General features: G+C 70.0%; 28 protein-coding genes and 1 tRNA gene. 25 read left to right on the top strand and 4 right to left on the bottom strand.

Features of this window, described 5'->3' with window-relative positions; genetic code table 11:
- From J4030_RS13080 to J4030_RS12995, 18 genes are all read left to right on the top strand, one after another.
- Complete coding sequence (locus tag J4030_RS13080) at positions 1 to 1,026, top strand: TRM11 family methyltransferase (protein ID WP_208049673.1); 1,026 nt, start codon at positions 1 to 3, stop codon at positions 1,024 to 1,026.
- Positions 1,027 to 1,069: 43 nt separating this feature from the next.
- Complete coding sequence (rbfA, locus tag J4030_RS13075) at positions 1,070 to 1,489, top strand: 30S ribosome-binding factor RbfA (RefSeq protein ID WP_208049672.1); 420 nt, start codon at positions 1,070 to 1,072, stop codon at positions 1,487 to 1,489.
- 4 nt (positions 1,490 to 1,493) lie between these two features.
- Positions 1,494 to 2,402, top strand: coding sequence for a tRNA pseudouridine(55) synthase TruB (truB, locus tag J4030_RS13070; protein WP_208049817.1), 909 nt, complete (start codon positions 1,494 to 1,496; stop codon positions 2,400 to 2,402).
- Between the two features lie 74 nt (positions 2,403 to 2,476).
- The gene (locus J4030_RS13065; RefSeq protein WP_307864687.1) at positions 2,477 to 3,595 is read left to right on the top strand and encodes a HoxN/HupN/NixA family nickel/cobalt transporter; all 1,119 of its coding nucleotides are present in this window, start codon (positions 2,477 to 2,479) and stop codon (positions 3,593 to 3,595) included.
- 9 nt (positions 3,596 to 3,604) lie between these two features.
- The gene (locus J4030_RS13060) at positions 3,605 to 4,543 is read left to right on the top strand and encodes a bifunctional riboflavin kinase/FAD synthetase (RefSeq protein ID WP_208049671.1); all 939 of its coding nucleotides are present in this window, start codon (positions 3,605 to 3,607) and stop codon (positions 4,541 to 4,543) included.
- 56 nt (positions 4,544 to 4,599) lie between these two features.
- The gene (locus J4030_RS13055) at positions 4,600 to 6,429 is read left to right on the top strand and encodes a long-chain fatty acid--CoA ligase (RefSeq protein ID WP_208049670.1); all 1,830 of its coding nucleotides are present in this window, start codon (positions 4,600 to 4,602) and stop codon (positions 6,427 to 6,429) included.
- A 49-nt stretch (positions 6,430 to 6,478) separates the two neighbouring features.
- Positions 6,479 to 8,434, top strand: coding sequence for a TIGR03960 family B12-binding radical SAM protein (locus J4030_RS13050; RefSeq protein WP_208049669.1), 1,956 nt, complete (start codon positions 6,479 to 6,481; stop codon positions 8,432 to 8,434).
- Positions 8,435 to 8,525: 91 nt separating this feature from the next.
- Positions 8,526 to 8,807 carry an excalibur calcium-binding domain-containing protein gene (locus J4030_RS13045; RefSeq protein ID WP_208049668.1) on the top strand — a complete coding sequence of 94 codons (282 nt, stop codon included), beginning with the start codon at positions 8,526 to 8,528 and terminating at the stop codon, positions 8,805 to 8,807.
- Positions 8,808 to 8,947: 140 nt separating this feature from the next.
- Positions 8,948 to 9,709: a TIGR03936 family radical SAM-associated protein gene (locus J4030_RS13040; RefSeq protein WP_307864686.1), complete on the top strand. Its 762-nt coding sequence runs from the start codon at positions 8,948 to 8,950 to the stop codon at positions 9,707 to 9,709.
- Between the two features lie 62 nt (positions 9,710 to 9,771).
- Complete coding sequence (locus J4030_RS13035; protein ID WP_208049667.1) at positions 9,772 to 10,743, top strand: glycosyltransferase family A protein; 972 nt, start codon at positions 9,772 to 9,774, stop codon at positions 10,741 to 10,743.
- 79 nt (positions 10,744 to 10,822) lie between these two features.
- Positions 10,823 to 12,091: a glycosyltransferase family 2 protein gene (locus J4030_RS13030; RefSeq protein ID WP_208049666.1), complete on the top strand. Its 1,269-nt coding sequence runs from the start codon at positions 10,823 to 10,825 to the stop codon at positions 12,089 to 12,091.
- A gap of 323 nt (positions 12,092 to 12,414) precedes the next feature.
- Positions 12,415 to 14,886 (top strand): Rne/Rng family ribonuclease, encoded by a 2,472-nt coding sequence (locus J4030_RS13025; protein WP_208049665.1) that lies wholly within the window; start codon positions 12,415 to 12,417, stop codon positions 14,884 to 14,886.
- A 103-nt stretch (positions 14,887 to 14,989) separates the two neighbouring features.
- Complete coding sequence (gene rplU, locus J4030_RS13020) at positions 14,990 to 15,298, top strand: 50S ribosomal protein L21 (RefSeq protein WP_179479884.1); 309 nt, start codon at positions 14,990 to 14,992, stop codon at positions 15,296 to 15,298.
- A gap of 52 nt (positions 15,299 to 15,350) precedes the next feature.
- Positions 15,351 to 15,623, top strand: coding sequence for a 50S ribosomal protein L27 (gene rpmA, locus J4030_RS13015; RefSeq protein WP_208049664.1), 273 nt, complete (start codon positions 15,351 to 15,353; stop codon positions 15,621 to 15,623).
- Positions 15,624 to 15,698: 75 nt separating this feature from the next.
- Positions 15,699 to 17,252 carry a GTPase ObgE gene (obgE, locus tag J4030_RS13010; RefSeq protein WP_208049663.1) on the top strand — a complete coding sequence of 518 codons (1,554 nt, stop codon included), beginning with the start codon at positions 15,699 to 15,701 and terminating at the stop codon, positions 17,250 to 17,252.
- Positions 17,242 to 18,387, top strand: coding sequence for a glutamate 5-kinase (proB, locus tag J4030_RS13005; protein ID WP_208049662.1), 1,146 nt, complete (start codon positions 17,242 to 17,244; stop codon positions 18,385 to 18,387). The genes obgE and proB overlap by 11 nt, the downstream gene beginning before the upstream one ends.
- Positions 18,384 to 19,145 carry a DedA family protein gene (locus tag J4030_RS13000; RefSeq protein WP_208049661.1) on the top strand — a complete coding sequence of 254 codons (762 nt, stop codon included), beginning with the start codon at positions 18,384 to 18,386 and terminating at the stop codon, positions 19,143 to 19,145. Before proB ends, J4030_RS13000 begins: the two co-directional genes overlap by 4 nt.
- Before the next feature lie 42 nt (positions 19,146 to 19,187).
- Entirely contained in the window at positions 19,188 to 20,471 is a 1,284-nt protein-coding gene (locus J4030_RS12995; protein WP_208049660.1) for a glutamate-5-semialdehyde dehydrogenase, read from the top strand.
- Here J4030_RS12995 and J4030_RS12990 read toward each other — a convergent pair.
- Together J4030_RS12990 and J4030_RS12985 are read right to left on the bottom strand one after the other, a co-directional pair.
- The gene (locus J4030_RS12990; RefSeq protein ID WP_208049659.1) at positions 20,468 to 21,823 is read right to left on the bottom strand and encodes a GH1 family beta-glucosidase; all 1,356 of its coding nucleotides are present in this window, start codon (positions 21,821 to 21,823) and stop codon (positions 20,468 to 20,470) included. The two genes, J4030_RS12995 and J4030_RS12990, sit on opposite strands and share 4 nt — an antisense overlap.
- A 72-nt stretch (positions 21,824 to 21,895) precedes the next feature.
- The gene (locus tag J4030_RS12985; protein ID WP_208049658.1) at positions 21,896 to 22,915 is read right to left on the bottom strand and encodes a glycosyltransferase family 2 protein; all 1,020 of its coding nucleotides are present in this window, start codon (positions 22,913 to 22,915) and stop codon (positions 21,896 to 21,898) included.
- Positions 22,916 to 22,977: 62 nt separating this feature from the next.
- Between J4030_RS12985 and J4030_RS12980 the strand changes: the two genes are divergently transcribed.
- The 6 genes from J4030_RS12980 to J4030_RS12955 all read left to right on the top strand — a co-directional run bounded on the left by J4030_RS12980 (position 22,978) and on the right by J4030_RS12955 (position 25,450).
- Positions 22,978 to 23,172 (top strand): hypothetical protein, encoded by a 195-nt coding sequence (locus J4030_RS12980; protein WP_208049657.1) that lies wholly within the window; start codon positions 22,978 to 22,980, stop codon positions 23,170 to 23,172.
- Between the two features lie 2 nt (positions 23,173 to 23,174).
- On the top strand, positions 23,175 to 23,777 hold the full coding sequence (nadD, locus tag J4030_RS12975) for a nicotinate-nucleotide adenylyltransferase (protein WP_307864701.1): 603 nt from the start codon (positions 23,175 to 23,177) through the stop codon (positions 23,775 to 23,777).
- Positions 23,778 to 24,134 (top strand): ribosome silencing factor, encoded by a 357-nt coding sequence (gene rsfS / locus J4030_RS12970; RefSeq protein ID WP_208049655.1) that lies wholly within the window; start codon positions 23,778 to 23,780, stop codon positions 24,132 to 24,134.
- On the top strand, positions 24,131 to 24,793 hold the full coding sequence (locus J4030_RS12965) for a histidine phosphatase family protein (protein ID WP_208049654.1): 663 nt from the start codon (positions 24,131 to 24,133) through the stop codon (positions 24,791 to 24,793). The genes rsfS and J4030_RS12965 overlap by 4 nt, the downstream gene beginning before the upstream one ends.
- The gene (locus J4030_RS12960; RefSeq protein ID WP_243763320.1) at positions 24,790 to 25,308 is read left to right on the top strand and encodes a DUF4442 domain-containing protein; all 519 of its coding nucleotides are present in this window, start codon (positions 24,790 to 24,792) and stop codon (positions 25,306 to 25,308) included. The genes J4030_RS12965 and J4030_RS12960 overlap by 4 nt, the downstream gene beginning before the upstream one ends.
- 69 nt (positions 25,309 to 25,377) lie before the next feature.
- Positions 25,378 to 25,450: transfer RNA gene (locus tag J4030_RS12955), tRNA-Ala, on the top strand.
- Positions 25,451 to 25,506: 56 nt separating this feature from the next.
- Here the strand turns inward: J4030_RS12955 and J4030_RS12950 are convergent.
- Both J4030_RS12950 and J4030_RS12945 read right to left on the bottom strand, forming a co-directional pair.
- Positions 25,507 to 25,758, bottom strand: coding sequence for a DUF4242 domain-containing protein (locus J4030_RS12950; RefSeq protein WP_208049652.1), 252 nt, complete (start codon positions 25,756 to 25,758; stop codon positions 25,507 to 25,509).
- Between the two features lie 89 nt (positions 25,759 to 25,847).
- Entirely contained in the window at positions 25,848 to 26,543 is a 696-nt protein-coding gene (locus J4030_RS12945) for an NAD(P)-binding domain-containing protein (protein WP_243763319.1), read from the bottom strand.
- Positions 26,544 to 26,635: 92 nt separating this feature from the next.
- Here J4030_RS12945 and J4030_RS12940 point away from each other — a divergent pair, with 92 nt between their 5' ends.
- Positions 26,636 to 26,977, top strand: coding sequence for a helix-turn-helix transcriptional regulator (locus J4030_RS12940; protein WP_208049650.1), 342 nt, complete (start codon positions 26,636 to 26,638; stop codon positions 26,975 to 26,977).
- Positions 26,978 to 27,000 lie beyond the last annotated feature (23 nt).

Here is a 27,000-nt window from a genome sequence, read left to right as displayed (position 1 = left end):
GTGACGGAGCTGTTGTTGATGATCGCCCCCAGCGCCAACCGGGTGTACGCCGGCGCCGCCCGCGCCCTGGTCGCGGCCGAGGCGCGCATCCTGACCGGGGTGCTGTGCGACCGGGCGGTCGAGGTGGAGCCCGCTGATCTCGCCGGCGTGGAGTATCTGGCGGTGAGCGCCGAGGGTGACGCCGGTGACCTGGTCGACGTGCTCTCCAACCTGTCGGCCAGCGCCGCGCTCTTTGAACGAGAGGGCGAGCTGTTGCGGCCGGTGCCGCTGCGGCGCCGGGAAATCTACCCCAGCGACCTGGTGACGATCCCCAAGTACTCCGGTAAGACCAACGAGCAGTGGACCCGGCTGGTACTCGGTGTCACGGCTGCCGCGACCGCACGGCCGCAGCGCTGGCTGGACGCTTCGCTGGACGTGCTCGACCCGATGTGCGGGCGCGGCACCACGTTGAACCTGGCCCTCTCCCTGGGCTACGACGTCACCGGCGTCGAGATCGACCGCAAGGACCACGAGGCGTACGCGGCGTTCATCAAGACCTGGATGCGCACCCACCGCTACAAGCACACCGTGCAGGAGACCGCCCTGCGCACCGACGGGCGGATGCGCGGTCGGCGGCTGCAGATCGAGATCGCGGCGAGCAAGGAGAGCTTCCGCGCCGGTGAGGTGCAGCGGGTGGAGTACCTCAACACCGACACCCGCGACCTCGATGGCCTCCTGCGGGCGCGCAGCGTCGACGTGGTGGTGGCCGACGCGCCGTACGGCGTGCAGCACGGCTCCCAGGCCGACGAACTGGCCCGCAGCCCACTGGAACTGCTCGACCAGGCGCTGCCGGGGTGGGTGCGGGTGCTGCGCGGCGGGGGAGCGGTCGGCCTGTCCTACAACCGGCACGTCGCCCCCCGGGACGCGCTGGAGCAACTGCTCACCGAGCACGGCCTCGAGGTCCGCACCGGATCGGGGTACGACGACCTGCGGCACCGCGTGGACGCCTCCATCGACCGCGACCTGATCGTGGCCCGCAAGGCATAGACCGGTTTGGCGGAACACCGTGTCCCGGTGCGAGAATCGCGCCATGGCCGACCCAGCACGCGCACGCAAGATCGCCGAACGCATCAAGTTCCTGGTGGCCGACTATCTCGAGCATCGGCTGAAGGACGAGCGTCTCGGCTTCCTCACCATCACCGACGTGCGGGTCACCGGTGACCTGCAGCACGCCTCGGTCTTCTACACCTTCCTGGGCACCGACCAGGAGCGCACGGACAGCGAGGCGGCGCTGGAGGACAACCGTGGCCGCATCCGGTCGCACGTCGGCAAGGGGCTCGGCATCCGGCTGACGCCTGCCCTGGAGTTCGTGCCCGACGCCATCCCGGAGGGCGTCGCACAGATCGAGGACGCCCTGCGCGCGGCACGGACGCGCGACGAGGAGCTGGCCGAGAAGAAGCGGCAGGCGAGCTTCGCGGGCGAGGCCGACCCCTACAAGAAGTCGGAGTAGTCGGATCGACGGGCTTCTGCTGGTCGACAAACCGGCCGGCTGGACCAGTCACGACGTCGTCGCGCGGTGCCGGCGCCTCGCGGGCACCCGCCGAGTGGGGCATGCAGGCACCCTGGACCCGATGGCCACCGGGCTGTTGCTCATCGGCATCGGCCGGGCCACGAAGCTGCTGACCTTCCTCGTCGGCTGCGACAAGACGTACACCGCCACCGTCCGCCTCGGTCAGAGCACCGTCACCGACGACGCCGAGGGCGACGTGACCGACGCCCGTGGTGCCCAGGATGTCGACCCGGTCGCCCTGGAGAGTGCCGTCGCTCGGTTGACCGGCGACATCGATCAGGTGCCGAGCAGTGTCAGTGCCATCAAGATCGATGGGGTGCGTTCCTACGCTCGAGTGCGCGGCGGCGAGGAGGTCGCGCTGCGGGCCCGCTCGGTGAGGGTCGCGCGGTTCGACGTACGCGCGCAACGCGTCGCTGCCGTGGATGGTCTGCCCGTCCTGGACGTGGACGTCGAGGTGCAGGTGAGCTCTGGCACCTACGTCCGTGCGCTGGCGCGGGATCTCGGCGCGGACCTGGGGGTCGGCGGGCACCTCACCGCGTTGCGGCGCACGAGGGTGGGGCGCTTCGACGTGGCCGCAGCGGCCGCTCTGCAGGAGCTGACCGCGCTGCGTGAGCAGGGCGGGGTGTTGCCCGTCGTGCCGATGGCACAGGCCGCTCGGGAGCAGTTCGCGGTGCGCGAGCTGACGGGGGAGCAGGAGCGCGATCTGCGGCACGGGAAACGGATCGAGCACGAGGGCGTACGGCAGGAGCCGGTCGCCGGTATCGGCCCGACCGGGGACCTGGTGGCCATCCTCGACGAGTCCGGAGCCTGCACCAGATCCCAGGTGGTCTTCCCTCCTTTGGAACAGGTTTGACGACGCACGTGCGACTCAGTCGCATCTGAGAGGTAGGGTCGCCGGAGTCGATCAATCACTTCGGGAGGCATCACGTGGTCCAGTCCGTCGCAGACCTCTCCGGCGCTGCTCGACCGGGCCGGTTGCGTTCCTTCGCAGCCGAATTCACGCCTGCGGACCGCCGTTCGGTGGCGGGGATGGCGCTCGCCGTCATCGCCCTGCACGTGATCGGCTTCGTCACCCTCTTCGCGGTCATCGCCCCCCATCACTACAAGGTCGGCAGCCAGGGGGTCTTCGGCGTGGGCCTCGGCATCACGGCGTACACCCTCGGCATGCGGCACGCCTTCGACGCCGACCACATCGCCGCGATCGACAACACCACCCGCAAGCTCCTGACCGACGGCAAGCGCCCGTTGAGCGTCGGCTTCTGGTTCTCCCTCGGGCACTCCTCGGTCGTGTTCGGGCTGTGTGTGCTGCTCTCCTTCGGGGTGCGTGCTCTTGCCACCTCGGTCCGCAACGGCGGTTCGAGCCTGCACACCGTCACGGCCATCGTCGGGACATCCGTCTCAGGTCTGTTCCTGTGGCTCATCGCACTGCTCAACATGGTGGCGCTGGTGGGCATCGTGCGCGTCTGGCGTCGTGCCCACGGCGGCGAGCTGGACGAGCAGGCCCTGGAGGAGCACCTGCAGAACCGCGGCTTCTTCAACCGGTTCCTCGGCCGGCTCACCCGCTCGGTCACCCGGCCGACGCAGATGTACCCCATCGGCCTCATCTTCGGCCTCGGTTTCGACACCGCCACCGAGATCAGCTTGCTGGTGCTCGCCGGCGGCGCCGCGATCGCGTTGCCCTGGTACGCCGTGCTGACGCTGCCGGTGCTCTTCACCGCGGGCATGAGCCTGCTGGACGCCGCGGACGGGATCTTCATGGGGAAGGCCTACAAGTGGGCATTCGCCAAGCCGCTGCGCCGCCTCTACTACAACGCGACCGTCACCGGGCTGTCGATCTTCGTCGCCGTCGTGATCGGCAGCATCGAGCTGTGCTCGATCTTCGCCGACCAGCTCAGCATCACCCGTGGGCCGATCGCCGCCATCGGGTCGATCGACCTCAACGGGGTCGGCTTCGTGATCGTCGGCGTGTTCGTGCTGACCTGGCTGCTGGCCGTCGGGGCCTGGTACGCGTTCGGCCTGAACAAACGCGAACTGACCGCGGGCTAGAGTTGCGGCGTGCTGCGCCTGACCGAAACCTCCGACCTGCCGTCGGGATTCGGTCCCAGCGTGGTCACCATCGGCAATTTCGACGGCGTACACCTCGGACACCGCACGCTCCTCGGGGCGGTCGTTCAACGGGCTCGACGCGAGGGGCTCGCCGGGGTGGCGGTCACCTTCGAGCCGCACCCGCTCGCGGTGCTGCATCCGGAGCACGCGCCGGTGCTCGTCAGTTCGCTGCGGGACCGGCTCGTCACGATGGAGCAGATCGGGCTGGACGCGGTGCTGGTCATGCCGTTCACCCTCGAGCTCGCCGCGATGTCGCCCCGCGACTTCGTGCGAACGGTCTTCGTCGACGGGCTGCACGCCCACGCGGTCGTCGTCGGCCGGGACACCCGCTTCGGCGCGCGCAACGAGGGCGACGTCGACACCCTGCGTGAGCTCGGGGCCGAGTTCGGTTTCGAGGTGCAGGTGCAGGAGGACGTCGGCGAAGGCGGCCGATACTCCTCGACCGAGGTCCGCTCGGACCTGGTGGCGGGTGACGTCGCAGCCGCGTCCCGCATCCTCGGGCGACCCCACGCGGTCACCGGCATGGTCGTGCGCGGCGCTCAGCGAGGCCGCGAACTGGGCTACCCCACCGCCAATCTCGCGCAGGACGCGACCGGCTTCGTACCCGCGGACGGGGTGTACGCCGGATGGCTCGTGCGCACCGAGCACGGTGGCGAGCGGCTCCCCGCCGCGATCTCGGTCGGCACGAACCCGACGTTCGACGGCACTCAGCGCACCGTCGAGGCGTACGTGCTCGACCGCACCGACCTGGATCTGTACGACGAGGTGGTCGTCGTGGAGTTCACCGACCGGCTGCGCAGCAACATCCGGTACGACTCGATCGAGCCGTTGATCGAACAGATGGGTCATGACGTGGATCGGGCGCGGGCTTTGTTGACTGGGCAGTAGGGTGGCCCACGCCACACCGGCACCCCCGTCGAACCCATCCGTGGAGCAGCCAGCACATGATCAGCGCGCAGGACGAGAAGTACGACCAGTCCGCCATCGACGGGCGGGCACCGTCGGTCGCCCGACTCTTCCTGGACCGGGTGCAACAGACCCCCTCGGCGCACGCGTACAGCTATCCCTCGGGTGATGACTGGAAGCAGCTGACCTGGGCGCAGGCCGACGAGCGGGTACGCGCCATCGCGGGCGGTCTGGTCGCGGTCGGGGTCCAGCCGGGCGACCGGGTCGCGATCGCGTCCGCCACCCGCGTGGAGTGGGCGCTGGCCGACCTGGGCGTGATGCTCGCCGCGGCGGCCACGACCACGATCTACCCGACCTCCACCCCGGACGACGTCCTCTACATCGTCTCGGACTCCGGCAGCACCGTCGTGATCGCCGAGGACGAGGCCAAGGTGGCCCTGCTCAAGCAGGGGCGCGACGCCATCCCCGACGTGACCAAGGTCGTCGTCATCGACGGCGCGGGCGACGGCGACTGGGTGCTGTCCCTGGCCGATCTGGAGAAGCTCGGCACCGACTACGTGCGCGAGCACGAAGGCGTGCTCGAGGAGCGGGTCGACCAGCTCGGACCGCAGGACCTCGCGACCCTCATCTACACCTCGGGCACGACCGGCAAGCCCAAGGGCGTCCGCCTGCCGCACGACGCGTGGATGTACGAGGTCGCGGCGACCGGGTCGACCGGCCTCCTCACGCCCGATGACCTGCAGTACCTCTGGCTGCCGCTGTCGCACGTCTTCGGCAAGCTGCTGCTGACGCTGCCGATCCAGGTCGGCTTCCCGACTGCGATCGACGGTCGCGTCGACAAGATCGTCGAGAACCTGGCCGTCGTACGACCCACCTGGATGGGCGCCGCGCCGCGCATCTTCGAGAAGGTCTACGGCCGGATCACCACGATGATGGACGACGAGGGTGGCGTGAAGGCCAAGCTCTTCCACTGGGCCAGCGCCAACGGCAAGCAGGTCGCCGAACGCCGCTCGGAGGAGAAGCCGGTCGGCGCGCTGCTCGGTGCGCAGCACCGGCTCGGCGACAAGATCGTGCTCGCCAAGATCCGTGAGCGCTTCGGAGGACGCGTCCGGTTCTTCATCTCCGGGTCGGCCGCGCTCAACTCCGAGGTCGCCAAGTGGTTCGACGCCATGGGCATGCCGGTCCTGGAGGGCTACGGCATGACCGAGACGAGCGCCGCGACCTGCGTGAACCGCCCGTACGCCAACAAGATCGGCACGGTCGGCTGGCCGCTGCCCGGCACCGAGCTGAAGCTGGCCGACGACGGCGAGCTGCTCGTCAAGGGCCCCGGCGTGATGCAGGGCTACCGGGGGCTGGACGAGGCGACGGCCGAGACCCTCAGCGACGGCTGGCTGCACACCGGCGACATCGCCGAGATCCTGCCGAGCGGTCACGTGCGCATCACCGACCGCAAGAAGGACCTCTTCAAGACCTCCAACGGCAAGTACGTCGCGCCTGGCCAGATCGAGGCGACGTTCAAGGGGCTGTGCCCGTACGCCTCCCAGCTGGTGGTGGAGGGTGAGAGCCGCACGTTCGTCTCGGCCCTCATCACCCTCGACGAGGAGGCCATCACGGACTGGGCGAAGAACCACGGGCTGGCGGGTGAGGACTACCGCACGATCGTGACCTCGGACGCGGCGCGCGAGATGGTGCAGAGCTACGTCGACAAGCTCAACGCGGGGTTGAACCGGTGGGAGCAGATCAAGCGCTTCCTCATCCTGGACCACGACCTGACCGTCGAGGACGGCGAGATCACCCCCAGCTTGAAGCTGAAGCGCAAGGTCGTCATCACCAAGTACGGCGAGGACCTGGACGCGCTCTACGCCTGAGCGCCGGACGCGTCGCGGCGCGGCGCCCGGACGGCTCTACCCTGGTGGCATGCCGGGCGCGTCGATCTTCTACGACCTCGAACCACTGCTGGAGCAGGTGAGCAAGCCGATCCAGTACGTGGGCGGGGAGCTCAACTCCACCGTCAAGGACTGGCAGTGCGGCGGGTACGACGCCGACGGCCGCGAGCTGACGGTGCGGTGGGCGCTCATGTACCCCGACGCGTACGAGGTCGGCGTGCCCAACCAGGGCGTGATGATCCTGTACGAGGTGCTCAACGAACGCGCGGACGCCCTCGCCGAGCGCACCTACTCGGTGTGGCCCGACATGGAGGCCGCCATGCGTGCCGCCGAGCTGTCGCAGTTCACCGTCGACGCACACCGCCCGGTCGGCGACTTCGACGTGTTCGGGCTGTCCTTCTCCACCGAGCTCGGCTACACGAACATGCTCACCGCGCTGGACCTCGCCGGGATCCCGCTGCACGCCGCGGACCGCGGTGAGGACGACCCGATCGTCCTGGCCGGCGGGCACGCGGCGTTCAATCCCGAGCCGGTGGCCGACTTCATCGACGCCGCCGTCGTCGGCGACGGCGAGGAGGCGGTCCTGGCGATCACCGACCACATCGCGGCCTGGAAGCGGCAAGGCCGGCCCGGTGGCCGGCGCGAGCTGCTGCTGCGCCTCGCGCGCACCGGCGGCGTCTACGTCCCGGCGTTCTACGACGTGGACTACCTGCCGGACGGACGCATCCAGCGGGTCGCGCCCGCCGCGGACACGGTCGGTGTGCCGTGGCGGGTGTCCAAGCACACCGTGATGGACCTGGACGCCTGGCCGTACCCCAAGCAGCCGCTGGTGCCGCTGGCCGAGTCCGTGCACGAGCGCATGTCGGTGGAGATCTTCCGCGGCTGCACCCGCGGCTGCCGGTTCTGCCAGGCCGGGATGATCACCCGGCCGGTGCGCGAGCGGTCCATCACCGGCATCGGCGAGATGGTCAAGAAGGGCCTGGAGGCGACCGGTTTCGAGGAGGTCGGCCTGCTGTCGCTCTCCTCGGCCGACCACTCCGAGATCGCCGACATCGCCAAGGGGCTCGCCGACCGCTACGAGGGCACCCAGACCGGCCTGTCGCTGCCCTCGACCCGGGTCGACGCGTTCAACATCGACCTGGCGAACGAGCTGACCCGAGGCGGGCGCCGTTCGGGACTGACCTTCGCGCCCGAGGGCGGCTCGGAGCGGATCCGCAAGGTCATCAACAAGATGGTCAGTGAGGACGACCTGATCAAGACGGTCGCCGCGGCGTACGGCGCGGGCTGGCGGCAGGTCAAGCTCTACTTCATGTGCGGGCTGCCCACCGAGACCGACGAGGACGTGCTGCAGATCGCCGACCTTGCCAAGCGGGTCATCGACGTCGGCCGAGAGGTGAGCAGCCGCCGCGACATCCGCTGCACCGTCTCGATCGGTGGTTTCGTACCCAAGCCGCACACCCCGTTCCAGTGGTGCGCGCAGCTCGATCCCGAGCAGACCGACGCTCGTCTGGCCAAGCTGCGGGAGGCGATCCGCTCCGACAAGCGCTATGGCGCGGCGATCGGGATCCGCTACCACGACGGGGAACCGGGCCTGGTCGAAGGACTGCTCTCCCGCGGTGACCGCCGGGTCGGGCGGGTCATCGAAGCCGTCTGGCGCGATGGTGGCCGGTTCGACGGCTGGAGCGAGCACTTCTCGTACGAGCGGTGGATGCGTTGCGCCGAGGCGGCGTTCGACGACACCGGGGTCGACGTCGCGTGGTACACCACCCGGGAACGCACCGAGCACGAGGTACTGCCGTGGGACCACCTGGACTCGGGGCTGGACAAGGACTGGCTCTGGGCCGACTGGCAGGACGCGTTGGACGAGACCGAGGTCGACGACTGCCGGTGGACGCCGTGCTTCGACTGCGGTGTCTGCCCTCAGATGAACACCGACATCCAGGTCGGGCCCACGGGCAAGAAGTTGCTTCCGCTGACAGTTGTCTGAGCAGGGCCTGAAAGCCCCACGCACGCCGCACGGTCGATAAGCTCCGGCGGCGGCATCAGGGCCGCCCCCTCACGAAACGAGCTCATTCAGGATGCCCCGTACCCTTCCCGTCGTCCTGACGGTGTGCGCTTCCCTCCTGCCCGCGACGATCGTCGCGCCCGCGCACGCCGCTCCGGCGATCGTGAACTTCCACGGCTGCAAGAACCTGACCAAGAAGTACCCGCACGGGGTCGGCCGCAAGGGCGCCCGGGACTCCGGGCCCCACGGTGCGCGCAAGAAGCACCCGGTCACCAACTTCTACGTCAACACCGCGCTCTACAACGCCAACAAGCCCTCGGACGCGGACAAGGACGGCGTGGCCTGCGAGCGCTGAGCCGCGAAGCCGCCGCGTGAGGTTGACGGCGTTCACCACCGTTGACGGCGTTCGAACACCGTCAACGAACGCGAACGCCGTCAGGGCGCGCGTGAGTGCCGACTCCGTCACACCGAGCGCGGCGGCTACCGTGGCCTCCCGTGCCACCCCGTCAACGCGTCCCGGAAGGGCCCGCCCCCGACCCGGCCGTCCAGAAGCTGCGCATCCAGTACGCCAAACGTGGGCGACTGAGGTTCTCCTCGACGCGTGACTTCCAGCGAGCGCTGGAGCGGGCGCTGCGACGGGCCGCGGTGCCGATGGCGTTCTCCGCCGGATTCCACCCCCATCCGCGGATCAGCTACGCGAACGCCGCACCCACGGGCACGGCGAGCGAGGCGGAGTACTTCGAGATCCAGTTGCGCGAGCACCGCGATCCCGCGGCGCTGCATCGTGACCTGGACGAGGCGCTCCCGGAGGGGCTGGACGTGGTCGTCGTCCGCGAGGCGGCCGCCGGCGCGCTCGCCGACCTGCTCGAGGCGAGCGACTGGGTGCTGGACTTCGCCGACGTCGATGTCGCGACCCTCGGGGCGGCCACCGACCGACTCCTGGCGAGCGATCGCATCGAGGTGACCCGGATGATGAAGCGCGGGCCGCGCACGTTCGACGTTCGCGAGGCGGTGCTGCACGCGCAGGCCGGACCGGCCGACGGCCCGCCGTACTCGGCCCGACTGGGTCTGCGACTGCGCCACCTCACCCCAGCGGTGCGTCCGGACGACGTCCTCAGCGCTCTCGCCGACGTCGCCGACCTGCGCCCGACGCGGCCGCCGCTGGTCACCCGGTCCCGGCAGGGCCCGCTGCGCGAGGACGGAACCGTCGCCGATCCACTCGCGTCGGCGACCGACGAAGTCGCCGTGACGGACTGAGGCGGCGCGGAACCGGTTGTGAGCAACCCGGCCCAGCAGGGGAGTGCCGGGTTTAGGGTCGGGTGCATTCGCACGGGAAGGACCTGAGCCACCGGCGGCTCTCGCACGAGCGGACCGGCACGGTCTCCGGCCCGCAGGATGGTCATAAGGGGATGGGCATCGACGGATCTCGCGCTGGTGATCGGTGTCGCGACGCGGCACCGCGGATCTCGATCTGCATACCCACCTACCAGGGCGAACGGTTCCTGGCCGAGACCATCCGATCCGCGCTGGCCCAGGACAGCGACGACTTCGAGGTGGTCGTCCTCGACAACGGCAGCACGGACGGCACTGCACAGATCCTGGCCGGGATCGACGACCCGCGGTTGACCGTGCACCGCAACGAGGAGACCGTCGACCTGCCGACCAACTGGCGCCGCGTGATCGAGGTGTCGCGCGGGCGATACGTGAAGCTGTTGTGCGCCGACGACCTGATCCACCACTCGGCGGTGCGTCTGCAGTCGGCGGTGCTGGAGCAATTCCCGGGAGTGAGCCTGGTCGCGAGCAGGCGGGCCCTGATCGATGAGGACGGCCGCGTGCTCGCGCGGCGGATGGGCCTGCGCGGGGTGGCCGGCGCTCAGGACGGGCGGCACGTCGCCCGCCGGACCGTGCTGAGCGGGGGCATCAACCCGGTCGGTGAGCCGGTGGGAGTGATGTTCCGCCGCGCCGACTACGACGCGATCGGTGGCTGGGACGGGTCCCTGCTGCACCCCATGGACCTCGACCTGTGGATCCGGCTGCTGGCGGTGGGCACCTTCTTCGGGCAGCTGGAGGAGCTCGCCGCCTTCCGGGTGAGCACGACCGCGCTGTCCTCGCAGCACTCGCCGCTGCAGTACAGGGAGTACAAGGCGCTGCTGCATCGGATCTGCGCGAACCCCCTCTGGCGGATCCCGGCCACCGACCGGATGATCTGCGCCGTCGTACGCAAGCTGACGTATGAAGCGTGGCCGCTGCGTCAGCGGCTGATGCGCCCCGGCGAGCCCTGGCTGGTGTGACGCACGGGCGCTGCCCGAGGGGCGGTGCGCTCGGTACTGTTGCGCCTCCCACCCGTCGTTCTCGAGAAGAGTGCCCCACATGCAGATCCACGGACCGGTGTTCACCGTGCCCGACGCCCCGGGTTGGGGTGACGCCGTCTGGATCGGCGAGGTCCGCCTGGACGGTGGGGGAGAGCCGACCCGGTCGGAGGGCGCCGTCCATCTGACGGGTGCTGAGGGCTATCACCGCGCCCGCCTGATGGTGCGGCGTACCGGCGCCGTGCTGGGGTTCGTCACGATGGACGTGCGTGACGGCATGGTGGACGCGGGCCAGATGGCCTCCGCGATCGACGAGCTGACCGACGGATCTGGTGTACCGGCCGACGACACCTTCGCGACCCATCCCTTCAGCGTCGTCATTGCCACCCGTGACCGGGCCGACCACCTCAGGGTCGCGCTCACCTCGCTGCAGCAGCAGGTGTACGGCGCCGATTTCGAGGTCGTCGTCGTCGACAACGCACCCAGGGACGACGCCACGCGCGCCGTGGTCGAGGGCATGCACGCCGACCGGATCCGCGTCGTCACCGAGCACCGGCCCGGCACCTCCCGCGCCAGAAACGCAGGCGTCGCCGCCGCTCGCCACGAGTGGATCGCCTTCACCGACGACGACGTCGTCGTCGATCCGTGGTGGTTGCACAACCTGGCACGCGGGTTCGCCCGCGGCGGGGACGACGTCGGATGTGTGAGCGGTCTGGTGCCCACCGGGGAACTGCGCACCGAGTCGCAGGCCTGGTTCGACCGCCGGGTCGGCTGGAGCAAGGTGCTCCTTCCACGGGTCTTCCGAATGACCGCTCCGCCGAGCGACATCCCCTTCTTCCCGTTCCAGGTGGGGCGCTACGGGACGGGCGCGAACTTCGCGACCGCCCGCTCCGTGGTCGCCGACATCGGTGGCTTCGACCCGTACCTGGGCCCGGGGACGCGCAGCAAGGGTGGCGAGGACCTCGACTTCTTCTACCGAGTGATCGCGCGCGGTCGGTCGCTGGTCTACGAACCGGCAGCCTTCGTGTGGCACCGCCACCGCGACACCCCGGACGCCTTGGAGTCGCAGGCCGTGGGGTACGGCCGTGGCCTGTCGGCCTGGGGCGCGAAGTTGCTCCTCAGCCCGGGCGACCTGGGCCAGGGACTGCGTGCGCTCATGCGCCGAGAAGCGCTCACCCTCGCGCCGTTCCGTGCCTACCGCCGACCGTTCGGCGACGACGTGGCACCCAGCGTCCAGGTCGGTGACGGCAGAGACATCGGTTCCGTGGAGCGGCGGGCGTTCCTGTCCGGGCCCACGTCGTACGTCGGGGCGCGGTACTTCCGGCGCTGACCCGACTCGGCGGCCACCGGCCGCGTCCTTCACGATCCCCTCGCTCCCGTGTGAGACAATCGTGATGGTCGTCCGATGCAGCACAACGTGTCGGATGCCCCGTCCTCACCGCAACCAGCGGCGGCGCCAACTTCGCCGGTCCTGTAGCTGCGTCCAAGGACGACGGTCACCTCGGTGCCGCGCTTCGCGCGAGCCGGGCAGGCCGCAACAGCCGACTTTTCGGTCGCGACATCCGCGATCGGCCATACCCGCACCACGCGGGCGTGCGGGCCTTCGGGCCCCCTTGTTGTGGACGCACCGCGTGCTGACGCGAAGGAGGGGCCATGGGCCCCGAGAACGACCAGCAGACCAGTTCCGACACCACGGGCAGCGCCCCGTCGGCCCCGGCGGCGCCACCCGCGTTTGGGTTGCTCTTCCAGGCCCCGGACACGACGGCCCGGGCGCCGCGCATTCCCGACCCGGAGCCGTCGCAGGACGCCGCGAGTTCGGGGTCGCGCGGGTCGTCGGCCGAAGACGGCAACGACGGTTCGGGCAGCCAGGACGCCGACTCCGACGGCGCTCGTCCCCGTCGTCGCGGCGGGCGCGGGCGCAAGAGCAAGGCCGACAGCGCCACCGATGCCGAGCAGAGCTCGGGCGGCAACGACGACGGCGGCGGCCGCAAGACTGCGCCCCGCTCTGCGAAGAAGCAGTCCGGCGGTGACGACTCGGACTCCGGCGACACCACGGCCGACGAGGCGGGCGGATCCGAGGCAGCCGAGGCCGCCGAGGCGAACCCCCAGGGCGACGGTGACGGCCGCCGCCGTACCCGCCGACGCCGCCGCAGCGGATCCGGGAGTGGCGACAGCGAGGACCCGCCCGGCACGGTGACCAAGGTGCGCGAGCCGCGCGCCGGTCGCGACGAGGTCACCGCGATCAAGGGCTCCACCCGCCTGGAGGCCAAGAAGCAGCGCCGCCGCGAAGGCCGCGAGGCCGGTCGCCGTCGTACCGTCATCACCGAGGCCGAGTTCCTGGCCCGTCGCGAGAGCGTCGACCGGGTCATGGTGGTCCGCGAGCGTGAGGGTCGCACCCAGATCGGTGTCCTCGAGGACGGTGTCCTGGTCGAGCACTACGTCTCCCGCGATTCCCAGCAGTCCTCGATGGCGGGCAACATCTACCTCGGCCGCGTGCAGAACGTGCTGCCGAGCATGGAGGCCGCGTTCGTCGACGTGGGCCGCGGCCGCAACGCCGTGCTCTACGCCGGTGAGGTCAACTGGGATGCCGCCGGCCTGGAGAACGGGCAGGCCAAGCGCATCGAGAACGCCCTGAAGTCGGGCGAGACGGTCCTGGCCCAGGTCACCAAGGACCCCATCGGCCACAAGGGTGCCCGGCTCACCTCGCAGATCTCCCTGCCCGGCCGCTTCCTGGTCTACGTGCCCGGTCACGCGATGACCGGCATCTCCCGCAAGCTGCCCGACACCGAGCGTGCCCGGCTGAAGAAGATCCTCAAGGAGGTCGTGCCCGCGGACGCCGGTGTGATCGTGCGGACCGCCGCCGAAGGCGCCAGCGAAGAGGACCTGAAGGCCGACGTCGAGCGGTTGCAGAGCACCTGGGACAAGATCCAGGCCGATGCCAAGACCGGTCACGCCCCGTCGCTCCTGCACGGCGAGCCCGACCTGGCGCTGCGGGTGATCCGCGATGTCTTCAACGAGGACTTCACCAAGCTCGTCATCTCCGGTGACCGGGCGTGGGAGCAGGTGGACGGTTACCTGCAGGCCGTCGCGCCCGATCTGGCCGGCCGGCTCGAGAAGTGGACCGGCGAGCAGGACCTCTTCACGGTGCACCGGGTCGACGAGCAGCTCGCCAAGGCGATGGACCGCAAGGTCTGGCTGCCGTCCGGCGGTTCGCTGGTCATCGACCGCACCGAGGCGATGACCGTCGTCGACGTGAACACCGGCAAGTTCGTCGGCTCCGGGGGCAACCTGGAGGAGACGGTCACCAAGAACAACATCGAGGCCGCGGAGGAGATCGTGCGCCAGCTGCGGCTGCGCGACATCGGCGGCATCATCGTGGTCGACTTCATCGACATGGTCCTGGAGTCCAACCGGGACCTGGTCGTCCGCCGGCTGCTGGAGTGCCTGGGCCGCGACCGGACCAAGCACCAGGTCGCCGAGGTGACCTCCCTCGGGCTCGTGCAGATGACCCGCAAGCGGGTCGGCTCCGGCCTGATCGAGGTCTTCTCCGAGGAGTGCACCGCCTGCGGTGGCCGCGGGATCATCGTGCACGACCACCCGGTCGACAAGGGTGGGGACACCTCGGGCAACAACAGCGGCGGTTCGAGCAACAACAACGGCAACGGCAGCAACAACGGAAACGGCAACAGCGGCAATGGCAACGGGGGCCGTGGACGGCGGGGCAAGAGCCGCTCCGAGGCCCCGGCGGCACCGCAGCAGCAGCCCGCTCCGACCGGCCCGTCGGCCGCGCAGATCGCCGCTGCTGCCCACGCCGCGGCGCTGAGCGCGGGGGAGAAGGCAGGCGACGCGGCTCAGGAGTCGATCGATGCCGTGCACGACGACGTACGCCGGGTCGAGACCGCGGCCGGCCCCGCACCCCAGGCCGAACCGGCTCCCGAGCAGCCGGCCACCGTGGTGGCTGCCGAAGCGCCGGCGACCGCCGTCGCCGAGCCCGCACCGGTGGAGGCGCCCGCGGTTGTCGCCGCCCCGCCGGCTCGTCGCAAGCGCAAGCGGGTCGTGGCACCCGCAGGTCCCCCTACGGCCGGGGACACCGCGAATTTGGAAGCCGCCAGCACCGACCAGTAGAATCAAAGGCTGGCGCACCCACCGTTTCGACGTCCTGCACCGCAGGGTCGCTGTCGGCCGGTCATACCAGAGCGAGTGCGCCTCAACGAAAGGCAGTTCCGACGTGTACGCGATTGTTCGCGCAGGCGGTCGCCAGGAGAAGGTCTCCGTGGGCGACGTCCTCATCATCGACAAGGTCTCCGTGGAGGCCGGTCAGAGCATCGACCTGAAGCCGCTGCTCCTGGTGGACGGCGAGACCGTGACCAGTGACGCCGCCAAGCTGGCGAAGGTCACCGTGAAGGCCGAAGTGGTGAAGGCGGCCAAGGGGCCGAAGATCACCATCATCAAGTACAAGAACAAGACCGGTTACCGCAAGCGTCAGGGCCACCGTCAGCCGCTGACGCAGGTCAAGGTCACCGAGATCAATTCTTGAGCTCAGTCTGACCGACTGATCGTCTCTCCCCTCCACACGTAAGGCTTCAGACATGGCACACAAGAAGGGCGCGTCGTCCTCCAAGAACGGCCGCGATTCCAATGCACAGCGACTCGGCGTGAAGCGCTTCGGCGGTCAGGTCGTCAGTGCCGGCGAGATCATCGTCCGCCAGCGCGGCACCCACTTCCACCCCGGTGTGAACGTCGGCCGCGGCAAGGACGACACCTTGTTCGCGCTCGTTCCCGGCGCCGTGAAGTTCGGGCAGAAGGGCGGCCGCAAGACCGTCAACATCATCGACGCGCAGCTGGCGGACGTCTCCGCCTGAGGCGTTCAGCCACGTTGTGACGGGGGCGGGTCCGGGTCGGACCCGCCCCCGATTTTTCTTTGAAGGAGTACCTCCGTGGCCACTAATTTCGTCGATCGCGTGCACCTGCACGTCGGTGCCGGCAGTGGTGGGCACGGTGTCGCGTCGGTGCACCGCGAGAAGTTCAAGCCGCTCGGGGGACCGGACGGAGGCAACGGCGGGCGAGGCGGCGACGTCGTCCTCGAGGTCGACCCTCAGTCGACGACCCTGCTGGAGTACCACCGCAGCCCGCACCGCGTGGCCGGCAACGGTCGCCCCGGAGCGGGCGACGAGCGCAACGGCGCCGACGGTGCGGACCTGGTGCTGCCGGTCCCCGAGGGCACGGTCGTGACCGACGGCACCGGCACGGTGCTCGCCGACCTGGTCGGAATGGGCACCCGCTACATCGTCGCCCGAGGCGGTCGCGGCGGCCTGGGCAACAAGTCGCTGGCCTCGCCGCGTCGCAAGGCGCCGGGATTCGCCCTGCTCGGTGAGCCGGGCGACGCGTTGGACATCGTGCTGGAGCTCAAGTCGCTCGCCGATGTCGCGCTCATCGGCTTCCCGTCGGCCGGCAAGTCCAGCCTGGTGTCGGTGATGTCCGCCGCCAGACCGAAGATCGCCGACTACCCCTTCACCACCCTGGTGCCGAACCTCGGCGTGGTGACCGCGGGGTCGCTGCGCTACACGATCGCCGACGTCCCGGGTCTGATCCCCGGCGCGAGCCAGGGCAAGGGCCTCGGGCTGGAGTTCCTGCGCCACGTCGAGCGCTGCTCGGTACTCGCGCACGTCATCGACTGCGCCACGTTGGAGCCGGGCCGGGACCCGATGTCCGACCTGGAGGCCATCGAGCACGAGCTGTCCGAGTACGTCGCGGACGACTCGCTCGGCGGCCGGCCGCTGTCCGAGCGCACCCGCATCGTGATCCTCAACAAGGCCGACGTGCCCGACGCGCAGGAGCTCGCCGAGATGGTGCGCGCGGACCTGGAGGCGCGCGGACTGCAGGTCTTCGTCGTCTCGGCCGTCGCGCACACCGGCCTGCGGGAGCTGAGCTTCGCGCTGGCCGCGCACGTGCAGGAAGCCCGCACGGAGGCCGCCGAGGTCGTGCCGCAGCGGATCGTGCTGCGGCCCAGGGCCGTCGACGATTCCGGTTTCGAGGTGCGCCGGGAGAACACCCCCGACGGCGAGCTCTTCCGGATCGTGGGCGATCGGCCGACGCGGTGGGTGCGGCAGACGGACTTCGCCAACGACGAGGCCGTGGGCTACCTCGCCGACCGCCTCGCGCGGCTCGGGGTCGAGGAAGCGCTCTTCAAGGCCGGCGCCGTACCCGGGTCGACCGTCCTGATCGGGCCGGCCGACAACGCCGTGGTCTTCGACTGGGAGCCGACGATGGCCTCGGGCGCGGAGCTGCTGGGGGCGCGCGGCACCGACCTGCGCCTGGACGAGCCGCAGCGTCCGACCCGCGCGGAGCGACGCGACCAGTTCCACGCCCGCAAGGACGGTCAGCGCGAGGCCCGTGAGGACCTCGCCGCCGAAAGACGCGCCGAGGTGTGGACCCACCGCGACCCGGTCGAGGTGACCGAGTCGGCGGATCCCGACGACGATGCCGGCTGAGGACGAGCAGGGACTGCGCCAGCAGCTCGCCGGCGCCTCACCCCTGGTCGTCAAGGTCGGTTCCAGCTCACTGACCGATGCCCGCGGACGACTCGACCTCGCCGCGCTGACCGCCTTGGTGGACGCCCTCGCCGCGCATCGCGCGGAAGGGCACGCGGTCGTGCTGGTCTCCTCCGGCGCGATCGCTGCCGGAATGGCGCCGCTGGACCTGCCCCGGCGACCGACCGACCTGCCGACCCAGCAGGCGGCGGCCAGCGTCGGGCAGGGGGTGCTGCTCGCGGCGTACACCGCGGCCTTCGCCGCGCACGGCCTGGTCGTCGGCCAGGTGCTGCTGACCGCGGACGACGTCACCCGGCGGGGCCACTACCTCAACGCCCGGCACACCCTCGAACGACTGCTGTCGATGGGCGTCGTCCCGGTCGTCAACGAGAACGACACCGTCGCGACCCACGAGATCCGGTTCGGCGACAACGACCGGCTCGCCGCCCTGGTCGCCCAGCTCATCGACGCGCACGGCCTGCTGCTGCTCTCGGACGTCGACGCCCTGTACGACGGGCCGCCGTCGCGTCCCGGCAGCGCGCGCGTGTCGTTCGTCCCGACGGTCGACGCGCTGCAGGACGTGCAGATCGGCGGATCGGCGTCGGGGGTGGGCACCGGCGGCATGGTGACCAAGGTGGAGGCGGCCGCGATCGCCACCTCGGCCGGTGTGCCGACGCTGCTCACCGCCGCGGGTCACGCCGATGTCGCTCTCTCGGCGGGCGACGTGGGCACGGTCTTCGCACCGACCCGCGGGCGGGGCCGCGCCCGGCGGATCTGGCTGGAGCACGCGACGGCGCCGCAGGGTCGGCTGGTGCTCGACGACGGAGCGGTCGCGGCGGTGACCCAGCGTCGTACGTCGTTGCTGCCCGCCGGGATCCGCGCGGTGGAGGGAACCTTCAGCACCGGTGACGCCGTTGACGTCGTGGACCCCTCCGGTGGGGTGGTGGCGCGGGGACTGGTGAACTACGGCTCGCACGAGCTGCCTGCTCTGCTGGGCCGGGGCACCAAGGAGCTCGCCCGCGAGCTCGGACCGGCGTACGAACGTGAAGTCATCCATCGCGACGATCTCGTGGTGCTGAGCAGGAGGCGTCGATGAGTGGCACCGATCCGTGGTCGGCACGCCCCGATCTGCCGCCCGGCGAGAAGCCGCCGGCCGAGGACGACGCATCCCGGGAGTGGTGGGATGACCCGCGGATGCCCTGGACCGGCAAACCAGGCAAGAAGGACCTCTGGTGCTGGGCGTGCGTCGCCCTGCTGGGGATCTACGGCCTCGCCACCTTGCCGTTGCGGGCCTGGCTGCTCGGGCTCAACACCTACGCGCTCGCCGCGTTCAGCGGATCCAACATCGCGATGGTCGACATCGGCGCCCGGTTGCGCACCGGTCACGAGCCCTACTGGTGGGCCGGCCTGCTCATGGCCGCGCTGACCTCGATCAAGTTCGACTGGATCTTCTGGTGGGCCGGGCGCCTGTGGGGTCACGGCATCATCGAGGTCGTCGCCGGGCGGTCGCGCTGGGCGGCGCGGACCGCGGCCATCGCCGAGCGGCTGGCGAAGCGGTTCGGCGGACCGGCGGTGTTCCTCGTCTGGTTCGTGCCCTTCCTCCCGTCGGCCATCGTCAACGCATTCGTGGGCGACGTGGGCATGCGACTGCGCAAGTTCCTGCTGATCGACTTCGCGGCGGCGGTGGTCTACCGGGGGATCTGGATGTACGCCGGGTACCGCATCGGCGCTCCTGCCAAGGACTTCGTGCACACGTTGTCGCGCTACAGCAACTATCTGACCTACGCGACCATCGCGATCGTCGTGATCGGCACGGTCGTGCGCAGCCGCCGCGGACGGGTCAGCCCGACCTGAGATGCGCCGGTGGACGGGCGCCACCGTCACTAGAATCGCGGGATGACGACCACGCACGCGAGCACCGCGGATGCCCGGGTACGCGCCGCGGGGGAGCGCGCGCACACCGCGAGCCGCCGACTCGCGCTGCTGTCCCGCGCCGAGAAGGACGCAGCACTCCTCGCGCTGGCCGACACCGTCGCGGCCGCCACCGAGGACGTCGTCCGCGCGAATGCATCCGACCTGCGGCGCGGTGCCGAGGGCGGTATGTCGCAGAGCCTGCAGGACCGCCTCCGGCTGACGCCCGAGCGGGTCGAGGGCATCGCTCAGGCGCTGCGCGACCTGGCCGGTCTGGCCGACCCGGTGGGCGAGGTCGTCCGCGGCTCCACCCTGGCGAACGGCCTGCAGATCCGGCAGGTGCGGGTGCCGATGGGGGTCGTCGGAATGATCTACGAGGCCCGCCCCAACGTGACCGTCGACGCAGCCGGGCTGGGTCTCAAGAGCGGTAACGCGATGATCCTGCGCGGTGGATCCGCCGCGGCGGACAGCAACGCGGTGCTGGTGGAGACGATGCGCCGGGCGCTGCAGGAGCGTGACCTGCCCGCCGACGCCGTGCAATTGCTCACCGGCGGCCGTGACGAGGTCACGGCCCTCATCACGGCGCGCGGGTTGGTCGACCTGGTGATCCCCCGCGGCGGGGCCGACCTGATCCAGACCGTCGTCCTCGGCGCGACGGTGCCGGTCATCGAGACGGGCATCGGCAACTGTCACGTCTACGTCGATGCCGGCGCCGACCCGGTGATGGCCCGCGACATCGCGCTCAACGCGAAGACTCAGCGGCCCAGCGTGTGCAACGCCGCCGAGTCGCTCCTCGTGCATCGCGACGCGGCCGACGCCGTGCTGCCCGGACTCCTGACCGACCTGCATGACGCGGGCGTGGTCCTCGACCTCGACCCGCGAGCCGCGGCGTACGCCGATCGGGCCGGCACGCCGTACCGGCCCGTCACCGATCAGGCCTGGGCCGCGGAGTTCCACGGGTTGGAGATGAGCGTGGGGGTGGTCGACTCGCTCGAGGCGGCGATCGCGCACATCGACCGGTTCGGCACCGGCCACACCGAGGTCATCGTCACCGAGGACCGGGCCCGCGGGCGGCAGTTCGTGGCCCAGGTGGACGCCGCCGTGGTGATGGTGAACGCCTCGAGCCGGTTCACCGACGGCGGCGAATTCGGCTTCGGCGCCGAGATCGGCATCTCCACCCAGAAGCTGCATGCCCGCGGACCGATGGCGCTGCAGGAGCTGACCAGCACCAAGTGGGTCGTCGAGGGCGACGGGCAGATCCGCCGCTAGCGCTGGGCCAGCTGCTGCTGCACCCAGGTGTAGGAATCCTTGGGCGTGCGTTGCTGGGAGTCGAAGTCGGTGTGGACGAGGCCGAAGCGTTGGCCGTATCCCTCGGCCCACTCGAAGTTGTCCAGCAGTGACCAGGTGAAGTATCCGCGGACGTCGACGCCCGAGTCGATGGCGGCACGCACCGCGCCGAGATGATCGGCCAGGTAGTCGATGCGCGATGCGTCATGGACGGAGCCGTCCGCGTCGACCGTGTCGGGGGAGGAACAGCCGTTCTCGGTGATGTAGATCGGCGGGAGCCGATCGCCGTACCGGTCCTTGAAGGTCACCAGGATCTCGCGCAGGCCGTCGGGGACGACGGACCACCCGAAGCCGGTCGTGGGGTAACCCTGTGCGTGGCCGACCTGGAACGGCAGGTCGTCCGGCAGCGACTCGAACGCGGATGCGTGCGGGATCGTGCCGGGCGCGCCGACGACCGCGGGCTGGTAGTAGTTGATGCCGTAGAAGTCCAGAGGCGTGCTGATGACCGACAGGTCCTCCTGCACCGGACCCGGCATGAGGTCGGCGAAGCCTTCCGGGTAGGTGCCGGTCAGGACGGGATCGGCGAAGACCCAGTTGTAGATCGTGTCGTACAGAGCTGCCGCGGTCTTGTCCTCCGTGGCATCGGACGCGGCCCAGGTGGGCGCGTGGTTCGAGGCGATGCCGATGGTGGACGCCCCCGCGGCTCGCAGCGCCTGGGTGGCGAGACCGTGTCCGAGGAGCTGATGGTGGGCGACCGGCAGCGCGTCGAAGCCAAGGCGCAGGCCCGGGGCGTGGACGCCGAGCGCGTGACCCAGCAGGGTGACGATGACGGGCTCGTTCACCGGCATCCACATGGACACCCGATCGCCGAGCCGTTCACCGACGACCGTCGCGTAGTCGCCGAGTCGGGTCGCCGTCTCGCGGGACTGCCAGCCCCCGGCGTCCTGCAGGGGTTGCGGCAGATCCCAGTGGAACAAGGTCGCCGCGGGCTCTATCCCGGCGGCGAGGAGCTCATCGACCAGGCGGTCGTAGAAGTCGAGGCCGGCCTGGTTCGGCGCGCCCTTCCCGGTGGGCTGGATGCGCGGCCACGCGATGGAGAACCGGTAGGCGTCCAGGCCGAGGCGTCGCAGGAGCTCGACGTCCTCGCCGTGGCGGTGGTAGTGGTCGCAGGCGACCTCGCCGGTCTCGCCGTTCTTGATGTGCCCCGGCTCGGCGCAGAAGCGGTCCCAGATCGACGTGCCGCGGCCACCTTCGGTGGTGCCGCCCTCGATCTGGTAGGACGCGGTCGCGGCACCGTAGCGGAAGCCGTCCGGCAGCTGCGGGAACGCAGGCATGTGATCTAGCCCTTCGTGCGGCGGGGAACGGACACCTCGACCCTCACACCGGACCCCTCCGCAGGACCTCGGCTAGAGCCCGGCCGACGGGCGCGTGGTCGGTCTGTTGGACGGTAGCGACTCGCCGGCCGGGTCGGGGCCGACCGGAGGCCCGCCCAGCTCGTCGTTGAGCGAGTCGTAGGCGATGTAGTACGTCGGTCGGCCCTGCAGGCTCATGTGGATGCGGCCGACGTACTCGCCCAGGATGCCCAGACACAGCAGCTGCAGGCCGGCGAAACCGGCGACGATGACCACGGTTGAGGGCCACCCGGACACGGCGTCGCCCTCCAGCTTGCGGATCACCGCGAGGATCAGCATCGCGAAGGCGAGCACGAAGCCGCCGAGCCCGAACCACGTGGCGAACCGCAGCGGGGCCTGGGAGAAACCGGTGATCGAGTCCGCGGTCAACCGCAGCATCTTGGCCAACGGGTACTTCGAGCTGCCGGCCGCGCGCTCGTCGCGGCGGTAGCCGACCGACGCCGACGGGAACCCCAACGTCGGCACCGCCAGGCGGATGACGCGGCCGTGCGCGGGGAGCGCGTTCACCGCGTCCACCGTGGCACGCGACATCATCCGGAAGTCCCCGGCGTCCACCGGTGCGTCCACACCGGAGATGCGCCGCATGGTCGTGTAGAAGAGCTTGGCCGTGCCGCGCTTAAACGCGGTGTCGGTGCTGCGGTCGGTGCGCACCCCGTAGATGACGTCGACCCGGTCGCGGCGTCCGACCTCCAGCATCTCGGCGATGACCTCGGGCGGATCCTGCAGGTCGGCGTCGATGGTGACCATCCAGTCGCCCCGGGCCTCGACCAGCCCGGCGGAGATGGCGGCCTGGTGACCGGAGTTCGTACGCAGCCGCAGCACCCGCAGCTGCGGCCAGTTCCGCTTGAAGCGCTGCAGCGTCGCGGCGGTCAGATCGCTGGATCCGTCGTCGACGGCGACCACTTCGTACGTCGCGCCGATCCGGTCCAGCACGGGCCGGAGCCTGTCGACGAAGAGCGGGAGCACCGCTTCCTCGTTGAACATCGGGACGACGACGGACAGCTCTACTCTCATGGCACGGTCAGCGTAACCGGCGCGGCTGCGGGAATGCTGAGCCAACCGGCTAGGCTGCGCCTATGAAATCCTCGCTCGTCTCCTTCGCGACGGACGACTCCGTGCCCGCGCTCAAAGAGCACGTACTGCCGATGGCGCACCTGGCATACGGCGTCATCGCGTTCAGTGTCTTCCTGCTGCTCCTCGCGGTGCTGTGGTCCTTCCGCAACACCGCCGGCAAGCCGCGCTCGCAGGCCGGCCGGAAGACCGACCACTGACCATCCGGCTCGGGGTGATGGGCGGCACGTTCGACCCCATCCACCATGGCCACCTGGTCGCCGCCAGCGAGGTCCAGACACTGCTCGGACTGGACGAGGTGGTCTTCGTGCCCACCGGTCAGCCCTGGCAGAAGGCCAAGCAGCGGGTCACGCCCGCTGAGCACCGGTATCTGATGACGGTGATCGCGACGGCGTCCAATCCCAGGTTCAGCGTCAGCCGGGTCGACATCGACCGAGAGGGCCCGACCTACACCCTGGACACTCTCAAGGACCTGCAGCTCCAGCGCCCGGATGCCGAACTGTTCTTCATCACCGGCGCGGACGCACTCTCGCAGATCCTGTCCTGGCGCGGGGTGGACCAGATGTGGGACATGGCCCAGTTCATCGGAGTCACCCGCCCGGGCCACCTGCTCTCGGATGCCGGTCTGCCGCGGGAACGGGTGATCCTGAAGGAGATCCCGGCCATGGCCATCAGTTCCACCGACTGTCGGCGACGGGTGCAGTCGGGTCAACCCGTCTGGTACCTGGTGCCCGACGGAGTCGTGCAGTACATCGGGAAATACAACCTCTACCGGCCAGGTGCCGGTGAGATCAGGGAGGACTGAGTGGCTGCCACGCAGCAGGCCGTCGATCTGGCCAGGGCCGCCGCCGCGGCCGCGGACGACAAGCTCGCGACCTCGGTCATCGCGATCGACGTGAGCGACCAGCTGGCCCTCACCGACATCTTCGTCGTGGCTGCGGCCGGTAACGAACGACAGATCGCCGCCATCGTCGACGGCGTGCTCGAACGCCTGCACACCCTCGGCGTCAAGCCGATCCGGCGCGAGGGCCAGCGGGAGGACCGCTGGGTGCTGCTGGACTTCGGCGACATCGTCGTCCACGTGCAGCACGAGGAGGAGCGCGACTTCTACGCGCTCGACCGACTCTGGCGTGACTGTCCGGTGATCGAGCTCGGCGCATGAGCACGACCGTCGGTGGGGAGTCCACGGACTCCCGGGCGGCGGACGAGGTCCCACCCCGCCGCATCATCGTGCTGCGGCACGGGCAGACCACCTTCAACGCGGCCGGTATCTGGCAGGGCCGCCTCGATGCTCCGCTGTCCGATCTCGGACGCCGGCAGGCGCAGGACGCCGCGGCCGCACTCACGTCGTACGGCATCGACGTCATCTACACCTCGGACCTCTCACGGGCTCTCGACACCGCGCGAGCCCTGGGGGCAGCGGTCGGGGTCGAACCACTGTGCGACGCCCGGTTGCGCGAGATCGACGTCGGCGAGTGGGCGGGCATGACGACCACCGAGGTCACCGAGCAGTTCCCCGACGAGCAGGCGGCGATCACCGCCGGCGACGACCTGCGACGCGGGCGCACGGGCGAGTCCGTCGCCCACGTGGCGACGCGTGTCGACGCCTTCATTGACGAGGTCGTTTCGAAGCTCGGACCCGGCGTCACCATGGCCGTCGTCTCGCACGGTGTCACCGGACGCGCGCTGGCCGCGGAGCTGGCGGGGATGGAGCAGGGCGTGGCCTGGCACTGCCTGGGCGGGCTCTTCAACTGTCACTGGGCCCAATTGGTCGAGCACCGCTCCGGATGGCGTATCGAGCGATGGAACGTCGACCGTTGAGCGACCGGACCAGCAAGTCCCGCAAGCACTTCACCCCGCAGCGGCTGAACCGGCTGCTGAACCTGTGGCCTCCGATGCTGGGAGCCGGCATCCGGGTGCAGGAGATCAACGACGACTGGACCCGGGCGCGGGTGAAGCTCGTCCTGACCCGGATCAACCGCAATCAGCACGGGACGGCGTTCGGTGGCTCGATCGGCGCCATGACCGACGCGTTCTACGCGCTGCTGCTCATGCACCAGCTGGGCAAGGACTACAAGGTCTGGGACCAGGCGGCGCAGCTGGAGTACGTCTCACCGGGCACCGGGACGATCTACGGCGTCTTCGAGGTGCCGACCGCGGTGGCCGCGCAGATCCGTGAGCGCTGCGACGCGGGGGAGAAGGTGCTGCACTGGTTCGAGCTCGACCTCACGCTCGCGGACGGCACCGTCGTCGCCCGCGCTCGCCGGCAGGTCTATGCCCGCAAGAAGCGCGAGGCGATGCAGCGGGACGCGCCAGACGGCGCTGGATCGGCTTGATACCACGCCGATTTGGCTGCCGCTGGAGCGCCGGATAGAGTGTGCCGGTCGTCCACCGCGGTGGACTACGGGGCTGTGGCGCAGTTGGTAGCGCACTTCCATGGCATGGAAGGGGTCAGGGGTTCGAATCCCCTCAGCTCCACTTCACATACGAGAAGTCCCGGACCAGATGGTCCGGGACTTCTCGCATTCGGTCGGCTATTCGCCCTCATGCACCTCGTAGACGTCGTCGGCGACCAGGCCGTGGGCCTCGCGGTGCACGGTGGACGCCGCCTCGGCCGACGGGGCGTCGACGAGGCAGAAGATCTTGCCCTGCTTCTCATCGACCCAGTAGCGCAGGTACTTCACATCGTGCTCGTCCTGCGTCGCGAGATCCGCGGCGTGGGCCTTCTGCACGTCCTCGACGCTCACGCCCCCGTCGATCGAGTGGACATCCATGAATCGTGGCATCGGTGACTCCTTGAGCTGGTTCCGGAATCTCCAACGTACGTCGGCGTGGCACCCCGTTCACCTGTCCAACAGGACAGGTGGGCCTGGCCCTATCGAGGGTCGGAGTAGGTGCCGGGGCTGTTCGGGGTGGCGGTGAAGGCCTCCGGGCGCTGCTGCGAGGCGTCGGCCAGCGCGCCGCGCACGCCGGCGACGTCGAGGTCGGTGGTGTAGACCGGGCTGCCCGGCTGTTGGCGCCATGACTCGGCGATCGTGCCCGCGTCCACCGGGTCGAAGCCGAGTGCGTCGACCAGTTCGAGGACGACCTTCTTGGCGCTCGCGTCGTCGCCGGCGACCGGGAGGGCGATGCGGCCGTCGCTGCCCTGCGGCTGCCCCTTCTCGTGCAGGTGTGCTGCGTAGATGTTGTTGAAGGCCTTGATCACAGGGTGGCCGATACGGCCCTCGACCCACGCGCTCTCGACGGTGCCGTCCTCGAGGTCGGCGATGCGGCCGTCCCGCTCACGGGGGTAGTAGTTGCCCGTGTCGACGACCACGACGTCGCCAGGGACATCGGCGAAGAGGCCGCTCGGCAGCGCCTCGACCTTGGCCTGGGGAATGGTGACGACGATCAGGTCCTTGTCACGCACGGCGTCCTGCACGGTGACGGCGCTCGCTCCGGTCTCGGAGGCCAACTCCTGCAGCGTCTGTGGTCCGCGTGAGTTGGCGACCTGCACCTCGTGCCCCAGCGGCACGAGGCCGCGCACGAGGGCGCCGCCGATGTTGCCTGCTCCGATGATCCCGATCCGCATGGTGCGACCTTCCGGTTGATGTTCGGTGTCAAACGAACATAACACCCGTGCGGTCGATAGTCGACAGTCGTCGAACATGAGAGGCTGTGACCATGGCGAGTAGGAATTCGGCGCCCCTCACACACCCCGACCAGCAGGACATCGACCTGTCCCGCGTAATGGCCGCGTTGAGCGACCCCGTGCGGCTGGGCATCGTCTCGGCGCTGGACGGCATCGACCGCGGGGTGCCCTGCTGTTCGCTGGAGCTGCCCGTCGGCAAGTCCACCGCCAGCCATCACTTCCGCGTACTGCGCGAGGCCGGCGTCCTCCTGCAGTCCGACGAGGGCACCCGCAGGATGAACCAGGTGCGCCGCGCCGATCTGGACGCGCGCTTCCCCGGGCTGCTCGATCTGGCGCTCGCACACGGCCGCGAGGCTCCCGTGCAGGTGCGCTGAAAACGCCTCGGGCACACAGCGAT

The organism is Allobranchiibius sp. CTAmp26 (assembly GCF_017565405.1).
Taxonomy (GTDB): Bacteria; Actinomycetota; Actinomycetes; order Actinomycetales; family Dermatophilaceae; genus Allobranchiibius.
The sequence above is the reverse complement of the archived record's forward strand: the minus strand, read 5'-3'. Positions and strand labels throughout refer to the sequence as shown.